Consider the following 16,265-nt stretch of genomic DNA (forward strand, 5'->3'; position numbering starts at 1 on the left):
AGCCGGCGGGCGCCGCTCCTCAAAACCGCTGTCAGCGGATCCTCGACCGTCTCCGGCTGACGCAGGGGGACAACAGTGGTATCGCTCATCTCGGCGTATCGCTCCTTCGGGAGGTTCAGGCAGGCTTCCACCCACCTCGATACGCCGCCTCTCTCACATCGCCATCACCCAGTTTCGGCCATAGCTCGCATCGCAACCAGCTTCAGCGCACCGATCACCAGTGCATCCGCCCAATCCCGCTGAATCTGGAACTCCCGCAAGGAGGCGCCGAGGCAGAAGAGCAGCATCGGGCTCATCCCGCCGCCCAGCAGTTCCAGGGTCCGACGCAGGAAATCGGGAGGCATCGGCAACATCAACGCCCAGAGATTTCCCGCCACCACGGCCATCACGATCGGGTTCCGCGCCACGGAGCGCAGCGTGGTCCGCAGCACACGCAGGGGCGAGGCGCCCGCTGCCATCCCCGCCTCTACCACGATGGTGGTCAAGGGCAGCAGAATCAGGGAGTGGAGCCCGATAATGGCCGATACCGGCCCGACGCCAGCCGGCCCAAAGGCCGCCAACGCCACCGGCACGCCCATCATCAGCGTGTTCCCGAAGGCGCAGTTCATGGCGAAGAGCCCCGCTTCCGTCAGGCTCCGCCGCGCCAGCACCCGCGCAAGCAGCAATGCCAGGCCGTAAATGGCCAGCGCGCCGGAAAAGAAGACCAGTTCCAGCCGCCCGCCATGCCCGGCCAGCCCGCCACTCGATGCCGCGGAGAGGAAGAGCAGCGCCGGAGAGCAGAGCCAAAAGGCGAAGTCATTGATCGCCCTCAGCCCCTCATCCGACACCATGCGCCGGATACTTGCGACATAGCCGGCCGCGATCAGCACGAAGACAGGGGCAACAATCCCCAGCACGCCGAGCAAGGGGCTAGCCCAGCGCCGCCACGAAATCCCGAAGCCAGAGATTGCGCGCCCGCTCGGTCCGCGCCGCGCGCAGGATGGCGGCGACCGTATCCACCGTTTCCGCGAAGTCGGAGTTGATCAGAACATGGTCGAATTCCTGCCAGTGGGAGGCATCGTCCCGCGCCTTGCCCATGCGGCGGATGATCTCCTCCTCGCTATCGGTTCCGCGCGCGCGCAACCGACGCTCCAGCTCTTCGATAGAAGGCGGCATCAGGAACACCCCCACCACATCGCCGGGCATGGTCTTCTGCAGCAGCAGATGCCCCTGCCAGTCCACATCGAAGAGAACGTCCCGCCCCTCGGCCAGCGCCGCCTCCACCGGGCCGCGCGGGGTGCCGTAGCGCTTGCCATAGACATGCGCGCTTTCCAGGAAGTGGCCGGCCGCCTCCATCGCCTCGAACTCCTCGGGCGTGTGGAAGAAGTAGTGCACGCCATGCACCTCCCCCGGCCGCGCCGCGCGGGTGGTCGCGGAAATGGAGAGCGACAGCTCGCTCTCCCGCGTCAGCAGCGCGCGCGACACGCTCGTCTTCCCGGCCCCGGAGGGCGCCACCAGAACCAGGCACAGACCGCGCCGCTTCATATTCGTCATTCCACGTTCGCCGCCTGCTCGCGCAGCCGCTCAATAGCTGCTTTGAGTTCCAAGGCAATCCGCGTCAGCGCCAGGCTGCCGGACTTTGCGCCCAGCGTGTTGGCCTCCCGCCCGAATTCCTGCGTCAGGAATTCCAGCTTCCGTCCAACCGGCGCCGCATCGGCCAGTAGCGCCCGCGCTGCCTCCACATGCGCACCCAGCCGATCCAGTTCCTCCCGCACGTCCGATCGTGCGGCCAGCAGCGCCACCTCCGCCGCCAGCCGCTCCTCCGGCACGCGCCGGTCGCCTTCCAGCAGATCCGTCAGCACGGCGGTCAGCCGGGCCCGGTGCGCCTCCGGCTGCGTCGCGGCCTGCGTCACCGCCTGCTCGCGCAGTGCCGCGATCTCGTCCAGCAGGGTGGTCAGGATGGCGTGCAGCCGCGCTCCCTCCGCCGCCCGCGCCTCGAACAATTCGGCCAGGGCCTGCTGGAAGCCATCGGTCACCGCCGTGCGGCGCGCCGCCTCGGCCGCCTCGTCCGGCACCTCCACCTCGGTGCGTAGCACGCCAGGCAGGGCCAGCACCGCCTCGGGCCGCGGCGGTGCCGCCCCGGGCATCCGCTCCGCCAATTCCTGCACCAGAGCCATGGCGCGCTCCAGCGCCGCCTGGTCCAGTACCAGCTTTGGCGCCCGGTCCTCGCGCTTCACCGTCAGGTTGGCGGATACGTTCCCCCGTGCGAAGCGCGCCGCGGCCGCCTCACGCAACGGCACCTCCAGCGCGTCCAGCCCGCCCGGCAGGCGGAGCCGCACATCCAGCCCGCGCCCGTTGACGCTGCGGAGTTCCCAGGTGAAAGCGGTACCGTCCGGCAGGGTGCCGGTGGCGCGCGCGAAGCCGGTCATGGATCGGATGGCCATGTGCGGCCTTCTGCGGCGGGAGAGGGCGCGATGCAAGGCACTGGCGAACACTGGCCCTGGCGCCGCGCGGCGATCACCGGCGCCTCCTCCGGTCTTGGCGCCGCCCTGGCCCGCGAACTCGCCGCCCCCGGCCGTACCCTGCACCTGTCCGGCCGCGACACCGCCCGCCTCGCCGCCACGGCCGAGGCCTGCCGCGCCGCCGGCGCCGCCGTCACGGAAACCAGCTTCGACGTGACCGACGCGGCGGCCTCCGCCGAATGGGTGCATGGAACCGGTGGGCTGGACCTTCTCATCGCCAATGCCGGCACCTCCGCCGGCACCGGGGGCACCCACGAAACGTCCGACCAGGTAGCCCGCATCTTTGCCGTGAACCTGACCGGCGCCCTCAACACCATCCTGCCGGGAGCGGAAATGATGCGGATCCAGCCGCCTGGCCCCGACGGCATCCGCGGCCGGATCGCCGCCATCGCCTCGATCGCCGCCTTCATGGCCTCGCCCGGCGCACCCGCCTATTGCGCGTCCAAGGCGGCCCTGCAGCGCTGGACCGAGGCCACCGACGCCACCGCCCGGCGGGACGGCCTCCGCCTGCACGCCATCTGCCCCGGCTTCATCCGCACGCCGATGACAGCGCCTAACCAGTTCCCCATGCCCGGACTAATGGAGCCGGAGGATGCCGCGCGCCGAACCCTTTCCGGCATCGCGCGCGGCCGGGCGCGGGTCGTTTTCCCCCGCGCTCTCTATGCGGCGGCGCGCCTCAGCGGCGCGCTGCCGCCCGCCTGGCTCAGCCGCCTTCCCGCGAAGGCCGGGCCGCAGGGTTAGACAGCGCGGAGTCCATAGCCGCTGCCTGGCTCAAGGAAGCCTGCCCCGGCGCCGCCACGGTGGAGCTGGTCGGGCTGACCGCGCGCCGAGCATGCGAGCGCCGCGCCCAGATGTTCAGCCCCTCCACCGCCGCCGCGAAGGCCATGGCGACGTATACGAAGCCCTTCGGCACATGGAAGCCGAAGCCTTCGCCCAGCAGCACCATGCCGATCATCACCAGGAAGGCCAGGGCCAGCATCACCACCGTCGGGTTCTTCTCCATGAAGTTCGACAGCGCATCCATCGACAGCAGCATGACCATGACGGAAACCAAGATCGCCACCACGATCACCCACATCACCTGCGTCAGCCCCACCGCGGCCAGAATGCTGTCCACGCTGAAGACCATGTCGATCAGGATGATCTGCACCACCGTCGCCCCGAAATTCGCCGTGACGGCATTGGCGGCCTGCGCATGAGCCTGGGACTCCGGGTCCACGCGATGATGGATCTCCATCACCGCCTTGCCGATCAGAAAGAGCCCGCCGGCGATCAGGATCAGATCCTTGCCGGAGAAGTCCATGCCCCAGACCGTGACCAGCGGCTGGGTAAGAGAGATAAGCCACCCCACCCCCGCCAGCATGGCCAGGCGCAACACCACGGCCAGCCCTAACCCGATCAACCTTGCGGAGCGCCGTCTTTCCACCGGTAGCCGGTTGGTCAAGATCGCGATGAAGACGAGATTGTCGATCCCGAGGACCACCTCCATCCCAATCAGGGCCAAAAGAGCGACGACGATCTCGGCTTCCACGGCGTTAACATGTCCTCTTTGTAATCTGCCTGCCCTGTATGGGGAGGCCATCGCAAAGCTGAAAGGCCCCTGACCTCGGGGAGCCTGCTATTTCGGCCCAAAGGTACAGTTGACGCTCCAGCTCGGGACGCTGTTACGGACCTCGATGCGTACCGTAACATTCCGGCCGCACCACAAGACTTTCAGGGCCGAGCTCATCACTTGCTCCGGCGCTGCTGCGCGTCTGGAACGGGTCTTGCTCTGGAGCCCGTACCCCGATCTCATGCAGAGGACAGCAGGCGCATGGAAGTTGGCGTTTTCATTCCCATCGGTAACAATGGCTGGCTGATTTCGTCCAACGCCCCGCAATACAAGCCCAGCTTTGCGTTGAACAAAGCCATCGCGCAAAAGGCCGAGCATTACGGCCTCGACTTCCTCCTCTCCATGATCAAGTTGCGTGGCTTCGGCGGAAAGACGGAGTTCTGGGACTACAACCTGGAATCCTTCACGCTCATGGCCGGGCTGGCCGCCGTTACGGACCGTATCCGGCTCTTCGCCACGGCCGCCTCCCTGGTGCTGCCCCCGGCTATCATGGCTCGCATGGCCGTCACCATTGACTCCATCGCGCCGGGTCGCTTCGGCGTGAACCTCATCACCGGCTGGCAGCGCCCGGAATACGCCCAGATGGGCCTCTGGCCTGGCGACGAGCATTTCAGCCGCCGCTACGAGCACCTTTCTGAATACGCCCGGATCGCGCAGGAGCTCTGGCGCACCGGCCAGTCCGACTTCAAGGGCGAGTTTTTCCAGATGGATGACTGCCGCCTGCTTCCGAAGCCAGAGAAGGACATCCCAATCGTCTGCGCCGGCCAGAGCGGCCCCGGCCTGGAATTCATGGCGAAATATGCCGACTACAATTTCTGCCTGGGCCAGGGAATCAACACCCCCAAAGCCATCACGGCGACCACCGAGCGTGTGCAGGCCGCCGCCGCGAAAACAGGCCGCAAGGTCGGCTCCCTCGCCCTGATCATGATCATCGCGGCCGAGACGGACGAGGAAGCGATGGCCAAGTGGCACCACTACCAGGATGGCGCCGACACCGAGGCGATCGCCTGGATGGGCAACCAGGCCGCCGCCGACACCCGCTCAGGCGGGGACACCAACTCGGCCCGCTATGCACTGCCCGAGGGCGCCATCAACCTGAACATGGGCACGCTGGTCGGTTCCTACGCCTCCGTCGCCCGGATGCTGGACGAAATGGCGGAGGTACCCGGTCTCGCCGGCGTGATGATGACCTTCGACGACTTCCTGGAGGGCATCGAAGCCTTCGGCCGGCACATCCAGCCGCTGATGCGCTGCCGTGCCCGGGTAAGGAGCCCCATACCGGCCTGATGGCTCCGGCGGGGGGGGAAGCCGCCGCCCTCCCCGGGCTGGTTCAACGCCGCCCTGCAGTCCGAAGCAGGCACCCGCGCCAGCGCCGGCACGAATGCCACCCCTGCACGACAATATCGGGGCTATGCTTACGATCTGGTTCGACCCATCCAAGGTCGGCCAGGAGGAAGCAAAACTTGACCCCAGTCACGCCTGACGCACTGCGTAACTTCGTCACCGCCCTCTTCGGTGCCGCCGGTCTGCCCGGCGAGGATGCGGCCTTTGTCGCCGAGACGCTGGTTCGGGCCGATATGTGGGGCCACTCCTCCCACGGCGTGCTGCGCGCCGCCTGGTATATCGACCGGGTGCGTGCGGGCACGATGAAGCCGGTCACGAATCCGGAAGTGCTCGTGGATGCCGGCGCAATCTCCGTGATCGACGCGCGGGATGGCGTGGGCCAGGTGATCACCCGGCGCGCCATGCAGGATGCGATCGACCGCGCGAAGAAGCACGGCGTTGGCATCGTCTCGGTGCGGGATTCAAACCATCACGGAGCCCTGGGCTATTTCACGCGCATGGCGGCCGCGCAGGGCTGCGTCGGGATGTTGGCCACCAATGGCAGCCCGGCCATGGCCCCCTGGGGTGGCCGGACGAAGCTGCTGGGCAACAATCCCTGGTCTATCGCCGCGCCAGCCGGGCGGCACGCACCGATGATGCTGGACATCGCCAACACCGTCGTCGCCCGCGGCAAGATCTTCCTGGCCCGCCAGAAGGGCATCCCCATCCCGGAGAGTTGGGCCATCGACGCCCAGGGGCGCCGCACCACCGATCCGGTGGCCGCGCTGGGCGGCGTCATTCTGCCGATGGCCGAGCACAAGGGCTATGGGATCACGGTCATGATGGACGTGCTGTCCGGCGTACTCTCCGGCAGCGGCATCATGAACGAGGTGAACGGTCCCTATCAGGCGGAGAAGCGCAGCCGCTGCGGCCATTTCGTGATGGCGCTGAACATTGAAGCCTTCGGTCCGCTCGGGCGCTTCGAGGCGCGGATGGAGGAGATGATCGCGGGCATCAAGTCCGTCCCGCCCATGGAAGGCACCGAGGAGGTGTTCTACCCCGGCGAAATCGAGGCCCGGAACGAGGAGCGGCATGCCCGCGATGGCCTCGTGCTGCCGGAGCAGACATGGCGGGATCTATCCAAGACCGCCCGCGAACTGGGCGTCGCACTACCATCCGGCTGGTAAATCGCCCCTGGGCGGCGTGAATGCGCCGCCCACTTTTTCACTGGCCGAAGAGCACGCGCCGCAGACCGTCCAAAGCTCAAGCCCATGACCGTCGGTAAGGCCATCGTCGCCGCCCCTGCGCAATCTTGGGATCGGCGGGGTCTTTGCGTACCCAGCGAAAGCTATCTCGGCCTTCTCGCCAAGGGCCGAGGCGAGCCGCCCCGGCGCTCGACGGCCCACTCGCCGAAGCCAGCTATTCGGCCGGCGTGGCAACAGCCCCCCGGTGGCGGGCCCTCCACCGGTCGCAAAGGGCCATCGCCACGGTCAGCAGCATGAAGCCTACGGCCGCGCCGAAGACCCAACGCGGTGCCCCATGATCGAGAATCCAGCCGAACAGCAGCGGCCCAACGGCTCCTCCGATGTTGAAGCCGGTGGAGACAACCCCGAAGACACGGCCCGTCGTGCCGGGCGGTGCGGCGGCCTGCACCATCATGTCCCGCGACGGTGCGATGACGCCGGACAGGAAGCCGGCCCCGCCCATGGTAACCATCAGTAGCACGGGCCCGAGATCCGCGACGGCAATGAGCAGGGTCAACAACGCCGTCAAAGCAAATGCTATGGCGGCAACGTCGCCATGCCGCCGCGTCCGGTCGGCCAGAAGACCGCCCACCAGCACGCCAAGGGCACTGAGCATCAGGAAGCCGGTCAGGGCGATATTGGCCTGGCTGAGAGTCACGCCGTAACCGCTGAGCAGGGCGGCAACCGAGAAATTTTGAATCGCGCCATTGGAGAGACTGAGCAGGGCGAAGAACACGGTCAGTGACAGAATCGCGGGGGTGAACACCGAACCAGTTCCGCCCTCCTGGCTCGCCTTTCGCCCCCGGGGCAGGTTCTGGCCTTGTCCCTTCGGCTCGGGTGAACGCAGCCGCAAAATAAAAGCGACCAGCAGAATTCCCACGAGCCCTGCCGCGGCGAGCGCTGTCCCGGCCCCCGCCAGGACCGCAAGCCCGATCAGAAGCGTGGGAGCAATGGCAGTGCCGAGATAGCCAGCGAAGGTATGCAGGGAGAAGGCCCGTCCCATTCGCCCTGGGGAGATGCCGGTGGAAAGCAGGGCATAGTTCGCCGGGTGGTAAACACCATTGGCCAGCCCTGCCAGCGCCGCCGCGACGAGCAGCCAAGTATAGGTCCCGATCAGGCCAATGGACAGCAGAGCCAATCCTCCGGCGCCGAGGCCGGCCGCGAGAACGCGCTGGGGCCCAACCCGATCCACGACGAAGCCGACGGGCGCCTGGACCACGGCCGAGACGACATTGAAGACCGTCAAGGCGAAGCCGAGCTCGACGAACCCGACATTCAGGCTCTCACGGAGAAAGGGAAAGAGCGGCGGCAAGGCTAGGATATGAATATGACTGACGAGGTGGGCCAGCGACACGAGCAGCAGAAGGCGTGTCTCCTCCGCCGGGGCGCTCTTCTCGGGATCAGGGGGCAGGTCCTCGCGCGATGACAATGGCTGCTTCCCCCTTAATTCCGGCCGGCGCTCTTGTTGGCCCCGTCCGCGTACGAGGAACTTCCGTCCCATAGCCGGCGCGCCGATGCAAACGCAGGCAGATCAGACCCGGTATTCGCTTGAAATGGGGCAGCCTATCCCGCGGCAGCGAGCCTACGGAGCAAAGGTCTGCGCCGGAGCCAGGCGGACAAGAAACGAGCCGGCAGAGGATCAGGTTCCACCATTCAGGTCCGGGCGATGACCTTTCAAGTGCGGATAGGCCGCTGCAGCCTTCCGGCAAAATACCCAGCACAGCCCCGTGTAGGAGGTCCCGGCGTAGGTGGCGCCAGACCGCTATTCCCTATAGCCGCCGGTCCGGCGGCCCCCGGCTGTGCCGTCGGACACGGCACCGAAAAGTAACGACCTGCCCCCGAATCAGACCAGGGGCAGGTTGATCCTGCTACTCCATCTCGACGTTATTGCGGCGAACGATCTCGCCCCAGCGCACGAACTCCTCGCGCATGAAATTCTGCGCCTCCTCCAGACTCGCGCTGTAGCGGGGAACCGCGCCAATCGTGAGCAGGCGCTGCTCGATCTCCGGCCCGCGCATGGTCACGTTGATAGTGTCGAAGGTCTCCTTCAGCGTCTCGCGGGCCGTTCCCTTGGGGTAGAGGGCCATGAGCCAGGTCACGGCCGTCACCCCCGGGATCCCCTGCTCCGACAGCGTGGGCAGGTCCGGCAAGCTGGCCAGCCGCTTCTGCGTTCCCGAAGCCAGAGCTTTCAGCCGCCCATCCCGGATATGGGGGATGGTGGAGGTTGCCGTCTCCAGCGCCACCTGAACCGTGCCCGCGATAACGTCGGTCAGGCCGAGCGAGCTGCCGCGATAGGGAACATGGGTGATCTCCATCTTCCCAATGCGCTTCACCTCCTCCATCGCCAGATGTGAGACGGTGCCGTTGCCCGAGGAAGCATTGGTAAGCTTGCCCGGATTCGCCTGGGCATACCGAATGAGCTCCTGGACATTGCTCACCGGCAGAGACGGGTTGCAGACCAGCACGAAGGGAAGATCGGCCACCAGACCGGCACAATCGAAGTCCTTCAGCGTGTCGTAGGGAACACTCCGGTATGCATGCGGGTTGGTGCAGAGCGCCGACATATGCGCAAGCATCATCGTTGTGCCATCAGGCGCGGACCGGGCGAGCTGACCCAGGGCGATACTGCCGCCCTGGCCTGGCCGGTTGTCCACGATATAGGCGTCCTGCGACCTCGAGCCCATTCGCTCCACCCAGAGGCGGGCGACCGTATCGGTCGCCTGCCCCGCCGGAAAACCGACGATGATCCTCACCGTCCGTTTGCCAGGCTGCGCGAAAGCACCCGGTGCCACAGCCAGTCCCGCGGCTCCGCCGAGCACGGCCCGGCGGCCGATTGGGTTCCTGATCACCTCTCCTCCCTCCCTATGTCTTGCTCAGTGCGCCGGCTTCTTCATCGCCGCCGCGGTGTTCACCATGGAGTGCAGCGCCCGCGCGTAGTCGGTCGCGCCCTGGTCATCCATGCGCGGCGCCACGCGCAGATATTCCTTAAGACCAAGGATCGCCGGACGCGGGCGGCCGAGCAGAATCTTGCAGAAGCGCTCCGCCTCATCCTTCAGCGAGGCAGCGGGAACCACCTGGCTGACCAGCCCATATGTCAGGGCACGCTGCGCATCGATGAATTCGGCGGAATAGGCCATCCAAAGGATCGCGTTGCGGCTCATGCGACCGGCAATCGCGGACATCACCATGGTCGGCATCACATTGTGCTCGATTTCCGGGATGTTGAAGCGCGCCGTTTCACTGGCGAAGGAGACATCGCATAGGGCGGCAACAGCCGTTCCATAACCCATGGCCCGCCCTTCGATCGCGGCCACAACAGGAATCTGCGCGTTGCGGATCGCCGTGTAGCTGCCGAAGATGCCGTCATATTCCGGCCGGCGCGAGTAGGCCTCCGGCGAGGGCGGACCACCGGCCTCGCGCACGCGGCCCGTGCAGAAATCCGGGCCAGCAGCAGTGAGCAGCACGGCATCCGAGGTCTCATGCGCGCGGAGCAGCGTCTCGCTCATCCGGGCGGCCATGCCATCGGACACACCGCCGTCCTCCCGCCCGAAGGTGATGCGCAGCAGGCGCCCATCCTGGACGATCGAGAGGGGATCAGACATCAGCGGTGCTCTCCTTGAAGGGCCGGCGACAATTCACGTCTGGCCGGCGCGGAATGAATGGAACCGGATCCTGTGGCGGCGCCCAAGGCGCGCCAGATCGCAGGGGGCGTCATCGGCAGGGCATCGATCGAAGCCCCACGCTCAGCAAGCGCATCGTTGATGGCGCCAGCAATGGCCGCGGGGCCACCGAGATACCCTGCCTCGCCCGAGCCCTTCTGGCCGAAGGTGGTGAGCGGAGAGGGCGTGCAGTGATCCGCGATGGTGATCGCAGGCACCTCATGCGAACTGGGCATGAGGTAATCGACGAAGCTTCCAGAGAGGAACTGACCGTCCTCGGAGAAGGCGAAGCGCTCCATCAGCGCAGCACCGAGGCCATGCGCGACGCCGCCATAGGTCATGCCATGCACGACATCCGGGCTGATCATCACGCCGCAGTCATGCCCCACCGCATAGCGGTGCAGCGTCACCTTGCCCGTCTCCGGATCCACACTCGCCAGCACGACATGGGACTCGAAGGAATGGCAGGGATACATCTGCACGCGGCCATCCTCGGTCGGCATCTGGCCGCCCGTCGGCACCTCCCAGACGAACTTCTCCTGTAGTCCGGGCTCCATGCCTTCCGGCATCTCGTGGTATCTGCGATGCGCGATCTCGACCAGCGCATCCCAGCGTATGCAGCGCGACGGATCGGAGCGGAGGGCCGCATTTCCGTCCTCCCACACAATTTCGTCCGGCGGCACCTGGTAGTTATGCGCAGCGATGCGGATCAGCTTGTTCCGCAGCTTCTGCGCTGCCCCTGCAGCGGCTCCGCCCAGCATGATCGCCATGCGGCTGCCGACCGGGCTGTTGGACGGCAGTGCGCCCAGGGAGTCCGCATGAATGACGCGGATGCTGTCGGGCTCGCGATGCAGCACTTCCCCCACCACGGTGGAGACGAGCGTCTCATGCGCCTGGCCGGAGGTGGAGGTGCCCATCAGCGCCGTCACGGCGCCATTCAGGTCAATCCGGACGAGACAGGAATCCATCCAGGTCGTCGTCGGGTTCTTCTTGTTGAACAGCGGCTCGAAGGCTGAGTTCCCACCCGAGGGCTCGAGGCAGGTGGAGACGCCGATGCCGGCCAGCAGCCCCTTGGCCCGGAGCGCATCCCGCTCCTTCAGCAGATCAGAATAAGAGGCAGCTTGCAGTGCCTTGTCGAGGACCGCCTCGTAATCCCCGGAGTCATAGGTGGTGCCGCTCGGGATGAGGTAGGGGAACTCGTCCTTCCTGATCAGATTCCGCCGCCGCAGCTCGATCCGGTCCATTCCCAGGAAGCGCGCCACGCGGTCCATTCCCGACTCGATCGCGTAGTTGGTCGGCGCCTGGCCGAAGCCGCGCACGGCCTCCTGCGGCGTCTTGTTGGTCATGACGGACACCGCGTCATACTCGACGCTCTTGATTCGGTACGGCCCGACGATTGCGCCCACGGGCTTGCCAAGCTGAAGCGGAGAGCGGCCTGAATAGGCACCGATATCGTCCACCGCGCGCATTCTCATGGAACGCACCGTGCCGTCTGAATCGAACGCCATGGTGACGTCGAAAATACGGTCCGGCCCCTGCATGTCGCCGCCGCGCATATTCTCCAGCCGGTCCTCAAGAAAGCGAACCGGGCGGCCGAGCATCCTGGCAAGATAGCCAACGAGGATGGAGTGCTTCAGCCCGCGCTTGACGCCGTAGCTGCCGCCCACATCGACGTCGAAATGGACGCGCACGGAATTCCCGGGCAGCCGCAGGCTGCGCGCGAGCAGGTCCGGATATTTCGGCATCTGGATCGACGCCCAGACATCCAGCATCTCCGTAGCGTCGTTCCAATCGCAGGTGACCACGAAGGTTTCGATCGGCACGGTCGAGGATCGCGCCCATCGTACGCGATAGGAAAGCTGGTGTTCCGCGGCGGCGCAGTCAGCCTCGACCGGCCCCCAGCTAAAGACGCGCCGGAAGATCACATTGGAACCGTGGGCCGGGTGCACGAGCGGCGCCCCGTCCTCCATGGCCTTCTCGGGGTCCATGATATGCGGCGTGGCCTCGTACTCGATCTGGACGAGTTCGCTCGCATCCTCGGCAAGGGCGCGCGTCTCAGCCACCACCGCGACGACCCATTCGCCGACATACCGCACCACGCCGTTGGCCAGCGGATAGCGTTCCACCTTCGGCGCATCCACGCCGGGCAGCATCGGCTCCAGATCCGGCGTCAGCTGATCCCCGGTGAGAACGGCGTGAACGCCTGGCACGGCAAGCGCGGCGGAGGCATCGATCGAGACGATGCGCGCGCTGGCATGAGGGCTGGCGACAATGGCGACATGGAGCAGGCCAGGCGGTTGGATATCCGCCGCGTAGCGGCCCTGCCCCACGACGAAGCGGCGATGTTCCACCGCGCGGCGGCGGCGGCCGATATAGCGGAAAGCCTCATAGGCCTTGTCGCGCGGCGCATTAGCCATGAGCGGGAGCTCCCGTCGCCAGCTTCACAGCGTCTACGATCTGCTGATAACCGGTGCAGCGGCAGAGATTGCCGCCGATCGCCTCGCGGATCTCTTCCTCATCCGGATGGGGGCTCCGGGTGAGCAGGTCCTGACAGGCGATCAGCATGCCCGGGGTGCAGTAGCCGCATTGCATCGCATGCGCCTCGCAAAAGGCATCCTGCAGGGCGGAGAGCTTGCCGCGCTCCGGCGCCAGCCCCTCCACCGTGGTGACGGACAGACCATCAGCCTGAACAGCGAACATGCAGCAGGAGCGGATCGGATCGCCGTTCAGCAGCACGGAGCAGGCGCCGCAGACGCCGTGCTCACAACCGACATGCGTGCCCGTGAGACCCAGCGTCTCGCGCAGGAAGTCCACCAGGGTGGTGCGGGGTTCAACGGCACGGCGATAGGCGCGGCCGTTCACGGTGATTTCCACCGTGGCGAGGGGGGTTGAGGACATTTCTGAACTCTTCCTTCAGGCAGCCAGGGCGGCGACGGGGGCCGCTCCGGCGCGGAGGATCACGCGTGTCAGCAGCACGGTGGCGAGGTGGCGGCGATAATCGGCATCTGCCTGGAGATCGTTGCCGGGCTCGCTGCGCTCCACCGCAGCCTGCGCGACGTCCTTCGCCAGACCGGCATCGATCCGGCGGCCCACGAGCGCGGCCGCGAGTTCCGGGAAGGCCAGCGGTGTTCCAGCCATGCCGCCGAGGCCAATGGCCGCGCGGCGACAGACGCCAGCCCCGTCAAGCTGAAGCTGGCAGGCGGCGGAGGCGATGGCGAAGTCGCCGTGCCGGATCGCCGTCTCCTCGAAGGCGCAGGCGACGCCCGGGCCTTCCCAGACCGGGAACTCGATCTTTGTCACGCACTCGGTCTCGCCCGTTGCCGTGAACATCGGGGCAATGAAGAACTCGGAGGCGCCGATCTGGCGCTCGCCGTCGACCTGGCTGCGCAGGTGAATACGTGCATCCAGCATGAGTGCGGCCAGGGGCAGCTCTGCGGAGGGATCGGCATGGACGAGGCTGCCGCCCAGCGTACCGCGATTGCGCGTCTGCACATGGCCCACCCAGTGAAGAGCGGCACTGATCAGGGGAACAGCCTCACGCAGCGCTGCGCTCTCCTGAAGATCGCGCTGCCGAGTGGTAGCGCCGATGACAACCGTGCTGGGGCCAATGGATATCCCGCGCAGGGTGTCCAGCCGGTTAACGTCGACCAGCAGTGACGGGCGCGCCAGGCGCATGGCCATCATCGGAACCAAGCTCATGCCACCGGCGATCAGCTTGGCATCGGGGCCATTTTGCGTCAGCGCTTCGAGAGCCTGGTCAAGGCTTTCAGGACGGATGTAGTCGAAAGGGGCGGCCTTCATGCTGCGCGGCCCCGGAGGCCGGGATGCATGCCCGGACGCGAACGATGGGCGGTCATCACATCCTCCCGAATTTTGTGATCCTGCCCATCCACAGGGGATGAGCGCTCGTGGCTGTTAGGCGCCCCAACACCGTCCCCGCAAATCAGATTTCCTGATGTGGTGTGATAAATTCTCACAACGTGGGCACTTCCGTCGATCCTGTGGCCCGTGCCAGCCTCCGCCGCCTTCTGGGTCGGCCAGGACAATGGGGAGGAGTGACGGCCATGTTCGAACGTGTTGGCGACCTGCTCGTGCATTATGTGGAGGAAGGCCCAGCCGATGCGCCAGTGCTGCTGATGCTGCACTCCCTCGGCACCTCGCTGCATGTGTGGGATCCGCAGGCCTCAGCTCTGTCACGAAGCTTCCGCGTGCTGCGGCCGGACATGCGCGGCCATGGGCTGACCGAGGTCACGGCCGGGCCCTATGACATTCCATCGCTCGCACACGATGTTCTAGGCCTTCTCAAGCAACTTGGGATCAGGCGAGCCCATGTGGCCGGAATTTCCATCGGCGGCCGGATCGCACTCGAGATGGCCGCTCTTGCGCCGGACGCGGTAGAGACACTGATCCTTTGCGACACGGCGCTGACCTTTCCACCGGCCGATCTTTGGCAACATCGTGCGGACGTCGTCCGCGCAAGCGGCATCGAGGCGATCGCGGATGCGGTGATGGCACGCTGGGTTGTGGATGCTGCCCAGCCTAGCGCCCTGGGATTGCGCCAGATGCTGCTGCGCACGCCGCCAGAGGGCTATGCCGGCGCGGCGGAGGCGTTACGGGATGTGACACCCGACTCCGTGCGAGGTCGAATCAACTGCCCGACGACCATCATCGTGGGGGAAAAGGATCTGTCGACGCCGCCGGAGGCCGCGCAGACCATTCATTCTGCCATCCCCGGCAGTGCGATGACCGTTATTCCGGCCGGGGCGCATATTCCGACCTTCGAATGCGCGGCTGGGGTGACAAAGGCGATTCGCTCAGCACTTACTCAGCATATGGCGAAAGTCGCCTAGCGACCGGCCACGGCTTCTCCGAATCTCAGCGGGAGGGCAACTCCAGCTTCCCGGCAAATTGCCGGGGTGCGGAGGAGCTGATACTTGTCCTTTGCACGATCACGCGTTTCAGTGATCAGGACAGAATCCGGATCACTGGCCCGCTTCGAATGAACCGCCGCCTGCCCCCCCTCAACGCCGTTCGAGCCTTCGAGGCCGCAGGCAGGTACTCCAGCCTCACCAAGGCAGCTGCGGAACTGGGCGTGACCCACGGCGCCATCAGCAGGCATGTGGCGCAGCTCGAGGCATGGCTCGGAGTACCGCTCTTCCTGCGCCGCCCCGCCCAACTGGTGCTGACCGAGGCAGGGCGCGCCTATCTCGCCGAAGCCACGGCTGCACTTGACCGCCTCGCCCTTGCCTCGCTGCATCTGCGAGATCAGGCTGCGCCGGGAACACTGCAGGTTAACGCCCCGCCCACCTTCACCATGCGGTGGCTGATTCCCCGCATGTCCAGCTTCCAGCGGCGGCATCCCGAAGTGGAGGTGCGCATGACCACTTCGCTGGGCCCAGTTATCTTTGACGGCCGGTACGATATTGCCATTCGGGGCGCCCAGGCACCTCTTCAGGCCGCCGTGTCCGAACCCTTCATGACCGAGGTGATCGTGCCGGTCTGCCATGCGGACCTGGCCGAGCGGGGAAAGCTGCGAGAGCCGCAAGACCTCGCCAGCTGCACCCTGATCGCCTATGCCACCCAGCCCTATTCTTGGCCGGAATGGCTTGAGGCCGCCGGCGTTCCCCATCTACGGCCGGCGGGAACACTGCAATTCGAACAGATGTACTTCGCACTGCAGGCTGCGGCCGAGGGACTAGGCGTGGTGCTCGTGCCAATCTTCCTCACGATCGACGATATCATCGCCGGCCGGCTTTGCGCGCCCTTCGGCATGCTCGCCGCAAAGCAAAGGCGCTATTATGCCAATGCCCCTGCCCGCACGCCGTTGATCAATGACTTCATCGAGTGGCTGATGCGGGAGGGACGGGACACGGAGGAGTCCATGACCTTGTCCGCAGTCCAGGGCGGCTGAAGGGCCACCGTCTTT

At 66.2% G+C, this 16,265-nt stretch carries 15 protein-coding genes; 5 read left to right on the forward strand and 10 right to left on the reverse strand.

Annotated elements, in window-relative coordinates; translation table 11 throughout:
• Positions 1-164 precede the first annotated feature (164 nt).
• The 3 genes from ACO1BU_RS09835 to ACO1BU_RS09845 are packed head-to-tail and all read right to left on the reverse strand — an operon-like array spanning position 165 to position 2,423.
• Positions 165-896 (reverse strand): AEC family transporter, encoded by a 732-nt coding sequence (locus ACO1BU_RS09835; RefSeq protein WP_424135968.1) that lies wholly within the window; start codon positions 894-896, stop codon positions 165-167.
• A 13-nt stretch (positions 897-909) separates the two neighbouring features.
• Positions 910-1,533 (reverse strand): guanylate kinase, encoded by a 624-nt coding sequence (gmk, locus tag ACO1BU_RS09840; protein WP_424135761.1) that lies wholly within the window; start codon positions 1,531-1,533, stop codon positions 910-912.
• A complete protein-coding gene (locus tag ACO1BU_RS09845; RefSeq protein ID WP_424135762.1) occupies positions 1,530-2,423 on the reverse strand; it encodes a YicC/YloC family endoribonuclease in 894 nt (297 codons plus the stop codon). Before ACO1BU_RS09845 ends, gmk begins: the two co-directional genes overlap by 4 nt.
• Before the next feature lie 30 nt (positions 2,424-2,453).
• Here ACO1BU_RS09845 and ACO1BU_RS09850 point away from each other — a divergent pair, with 30 nt between their 5' ends.
• Complete coding sequence (locus ACO1BU_RS09850) at positions 2,454-3,242, forward strand: SDR family NAD(P)-dependent oxidoreductase (protein ID WP_424135763.1); 789 nt, start codon at positions 2,454-2,456, stop codon at positions 3,240-3,242.
• On the opposite strand, the gene ACO1BU_RS09855 is transcribed toward ACO1BU_RS09850, so the two are convergent.
• A complete protein-coding gene (locus ACO1BU_RS09855) occupies positions 3,205-4,032 on the reverse strand; it encodes a TerC family protein (RefSeq protein ID WP_424135764.1) in 828 nt (275 codons plus the stop codon). The genes ACO1BU_RS09850 and ACO1BU_RS09855 overlap by 38 nt on opposite strands.
• Before the next feature lie 282 nt (positions 4,033-4,314).
• On the opposite strand from ACO1BU_RS09855, the gene rutA reads away from it, so the two are divergent.
• Both rutA and ACO1BU_RS09865 read left to right on the forward strand, forming a co-directional pair.
• Complete coding sequence (gene rutA, locus ACO1BU_RS09860; protein ID WP_424135765.1) at positions 4,315-5,400, forward strand: pyrimidine utilization protein A; 1,086 nt, start codon at positions 4,315-4,317, stop codon at positions 5,398-5,400.
• 176 nt (positions 5,401-5,576) lie between these two features.
• Entirely contained in the window at positions 5,577-6,623 is a 1,047-nt protein-coding gene (locus ACO1BU_RS09865) for an Ldh family oxidoreductase (RefSeq protein WP_424135766.1), read from the forward strand.
• A 232-nt stretch (positions 6,624-6,855) separates the two neighbouring features.
• Here ACO1BU_RS09865 and ACO1BU_RS09870 read toward each other — a convergent pair whose 3' ends face one another.
• The 6 genes from ACO1BU_RS09870 to ACO1BU_RS09895 all read right to left on the reverse strand — a co-directional run bounded on the left by ACO1BU_RS09870 (position 6,856) and on the right by ACO1BU_RS09895 (position 14,140).
• Entirely contained in the window at positions 6,856-8,109 is a 1,254-nt protein-coding gene (locus ACO1BU_RS09870) for an MFS transporter (protein WP_424135767.1), read from the reverse strand.
• 439 nt (positions 8,110-8,548) lie between these two features.
• Positions 8,549-9,529 carry a Bug family tripartite tricarboxylate transporter substrate binding protein gene (locus tag ACO1BU_RS09875; protein ID WP_424135768.1) on the reverse strand — a complete coding sequence of 327 codons (981 nt, stop codon included), beginning with the start codon at positions 9,527-9,529 and terminating at the stop codon, positions 8,549-8,551.
• 24 nt (positions 9,530-9,553) lie between these two features.
• Complete coding sequence (locus ACO1BU_RS09880; protein ID WP_424135769.1) at positions 9,554-10,282, reverse strand: enoyl-CoA hydratase/isomerase family protein; 729 nt, start codon at positions 10,280-10,282, stop codon at positions 9,554-9,556.
• A complete protein-coding gene (locus ACO1BU_RS09885; protein WP_424135770.1) occupies positions 10,282-12,756 on the reverse strand; it encodes a xanthine dehydrogenase family protein molybdopterin-binding subunit in 2,475 nt (824 codons plus the stop codon). The genes ACO1BU_RS09880 and ACO1BU_RS09885 overlap by 1 nt, the downstream gene beginning before the upstream one ends.
• Positions 12,749-13,237, reverse strand: a complete 489-nt coding sequence (locus ACO1BU_RS09890) for a (2Fe-2S)-binding protein (protein WP_424135771.1) — start codon at positions 13,235-13,237, stop codon at positions 12,749-12,751. The genes ACO1BU_RS09885 and ACO1BU_RS09890 overlap by 8 nt, the downstream gene beginning before the upstream one ends.
• A gap of 15 nt (positions 13,238-13,252) precedes the next feature.
• Positions 13,253-14,140, reverse strand: a complete 888-nt coding sequence (locus tag ACO1BU_RS09895) for an FAD binding domain-containing protein (RefSeq protein WP_424135772.1) — start codon at positions 14,138-14,140, stop codon at positions 13,253-13,255.
• 263 nt (positions 14,141-14,403) lie between these two features.
• On the opposite strand from ACO1BU_RS09895, the gene ACO1BU_RS09900 reads away from it, so the two are divergent.
• Positions 14,404-15,189, forward strand: a complete 786-nt coding sequence (locus tag ACO1BU_RS09900) for an alpha/beta fold hydrolase (protein ID WP_424135773.1) — start codon at positions 14,404-14,406, stop codon at positions 15,187-15,189.
• Between the two features lie 149 nt (positions 15,190-15,338).
• A complete protein-coding gene (locus ACO1BU_RS09905; protein ID WP_424135774.1) occupies positions 15,339-16,250 on the forward strand; it encodes a LysR substrate-binding domain-containing protein in 912 nt (303 codons plus the stop codon).
• Positions 16,251-16,265: the final 15 nt, after the last annotated feature.

This window comes from Roseomonas chloroacetimidivorans, assembly GCF_049629625.1.
GTDB classification, from domain to species: Bacteria; Pseudomonadota; Alphaproteobacteria; order Acetobacterales; family Acetobacteraceae; genus Roseomonas; species Roseomonas chloroacetimidivorans.

Coding starts and splice junctions, on each gene's coding strand:
- ACO1BU_RS09885 (WP_424135770.1), bottom strand. CDS start 12,756: ATGGCTAATGCGCCGCGCGACAAGGCCTATGAGGCTTTCCGCTATATC.
- ACO1BU_RS09895 (WP_424135772.1), bottom strand. CDS start 14,140: ATGAAGGCCGCCCCTTTCGACTACATCCGTCCTGAAAGCCTTGACCAG.
- ACO1BU_RS09900 (WP_424135773.1), top strand. CDS start 14,404: ATGTTCGAACGTGTTGGCGACCTGCTCGTGCATTATGTGGAGGAAGGC.
- rutA (WP_424135765.1), top strand. CDS start 4,315: ATGGAAGTTGGCGTTTTCATTCCCATCGGTAACAATGGCTGGCTGATT.
- ACO1BU_RS09890 (WP_424135771.1), bottom strand. CDS start 13,237: ATGTCCTCAACCCCCCTCGCCACGGTGGAAATCACCGTGAACGGCCGC.
- ACO1BU_RS09850 (WP_424135763.1), top strand. CDS start 2,454: ATGCAAGGCACTGGCGAACACTGGCCCTGGCGCCGCGCGGCGATCACC.
- ACO1BU_RS09905 (WP_424135774.1), top strand. CDS start 15,339: ATGAACCGCCGCCTGCCCCCCCTCAACGCCGTTCGAGCCTTCGAGGCC.
- gmk (WP_424135761.1), bottom strand. CDS start 1,533: ATGACGAATATGAAGCGGCGCGGTCTGTGCCTGGTTCTGGTGGCGCCC.
- ACO1BU_RS09880 (WP_424135769.1), bottom strand. CDS start 10,282: ATGTCTGATCCCCTCTCGATCGTCCAGGATGGGCGCCTGCTGCGCATC.
- ACO1BU_RS09845 (WP_424135762.1), bottom strand. CDS start 2,423: ATGGCCATCCGATCCATGACCGGCTTCGCGCGCGCCACCGGCACCCTG.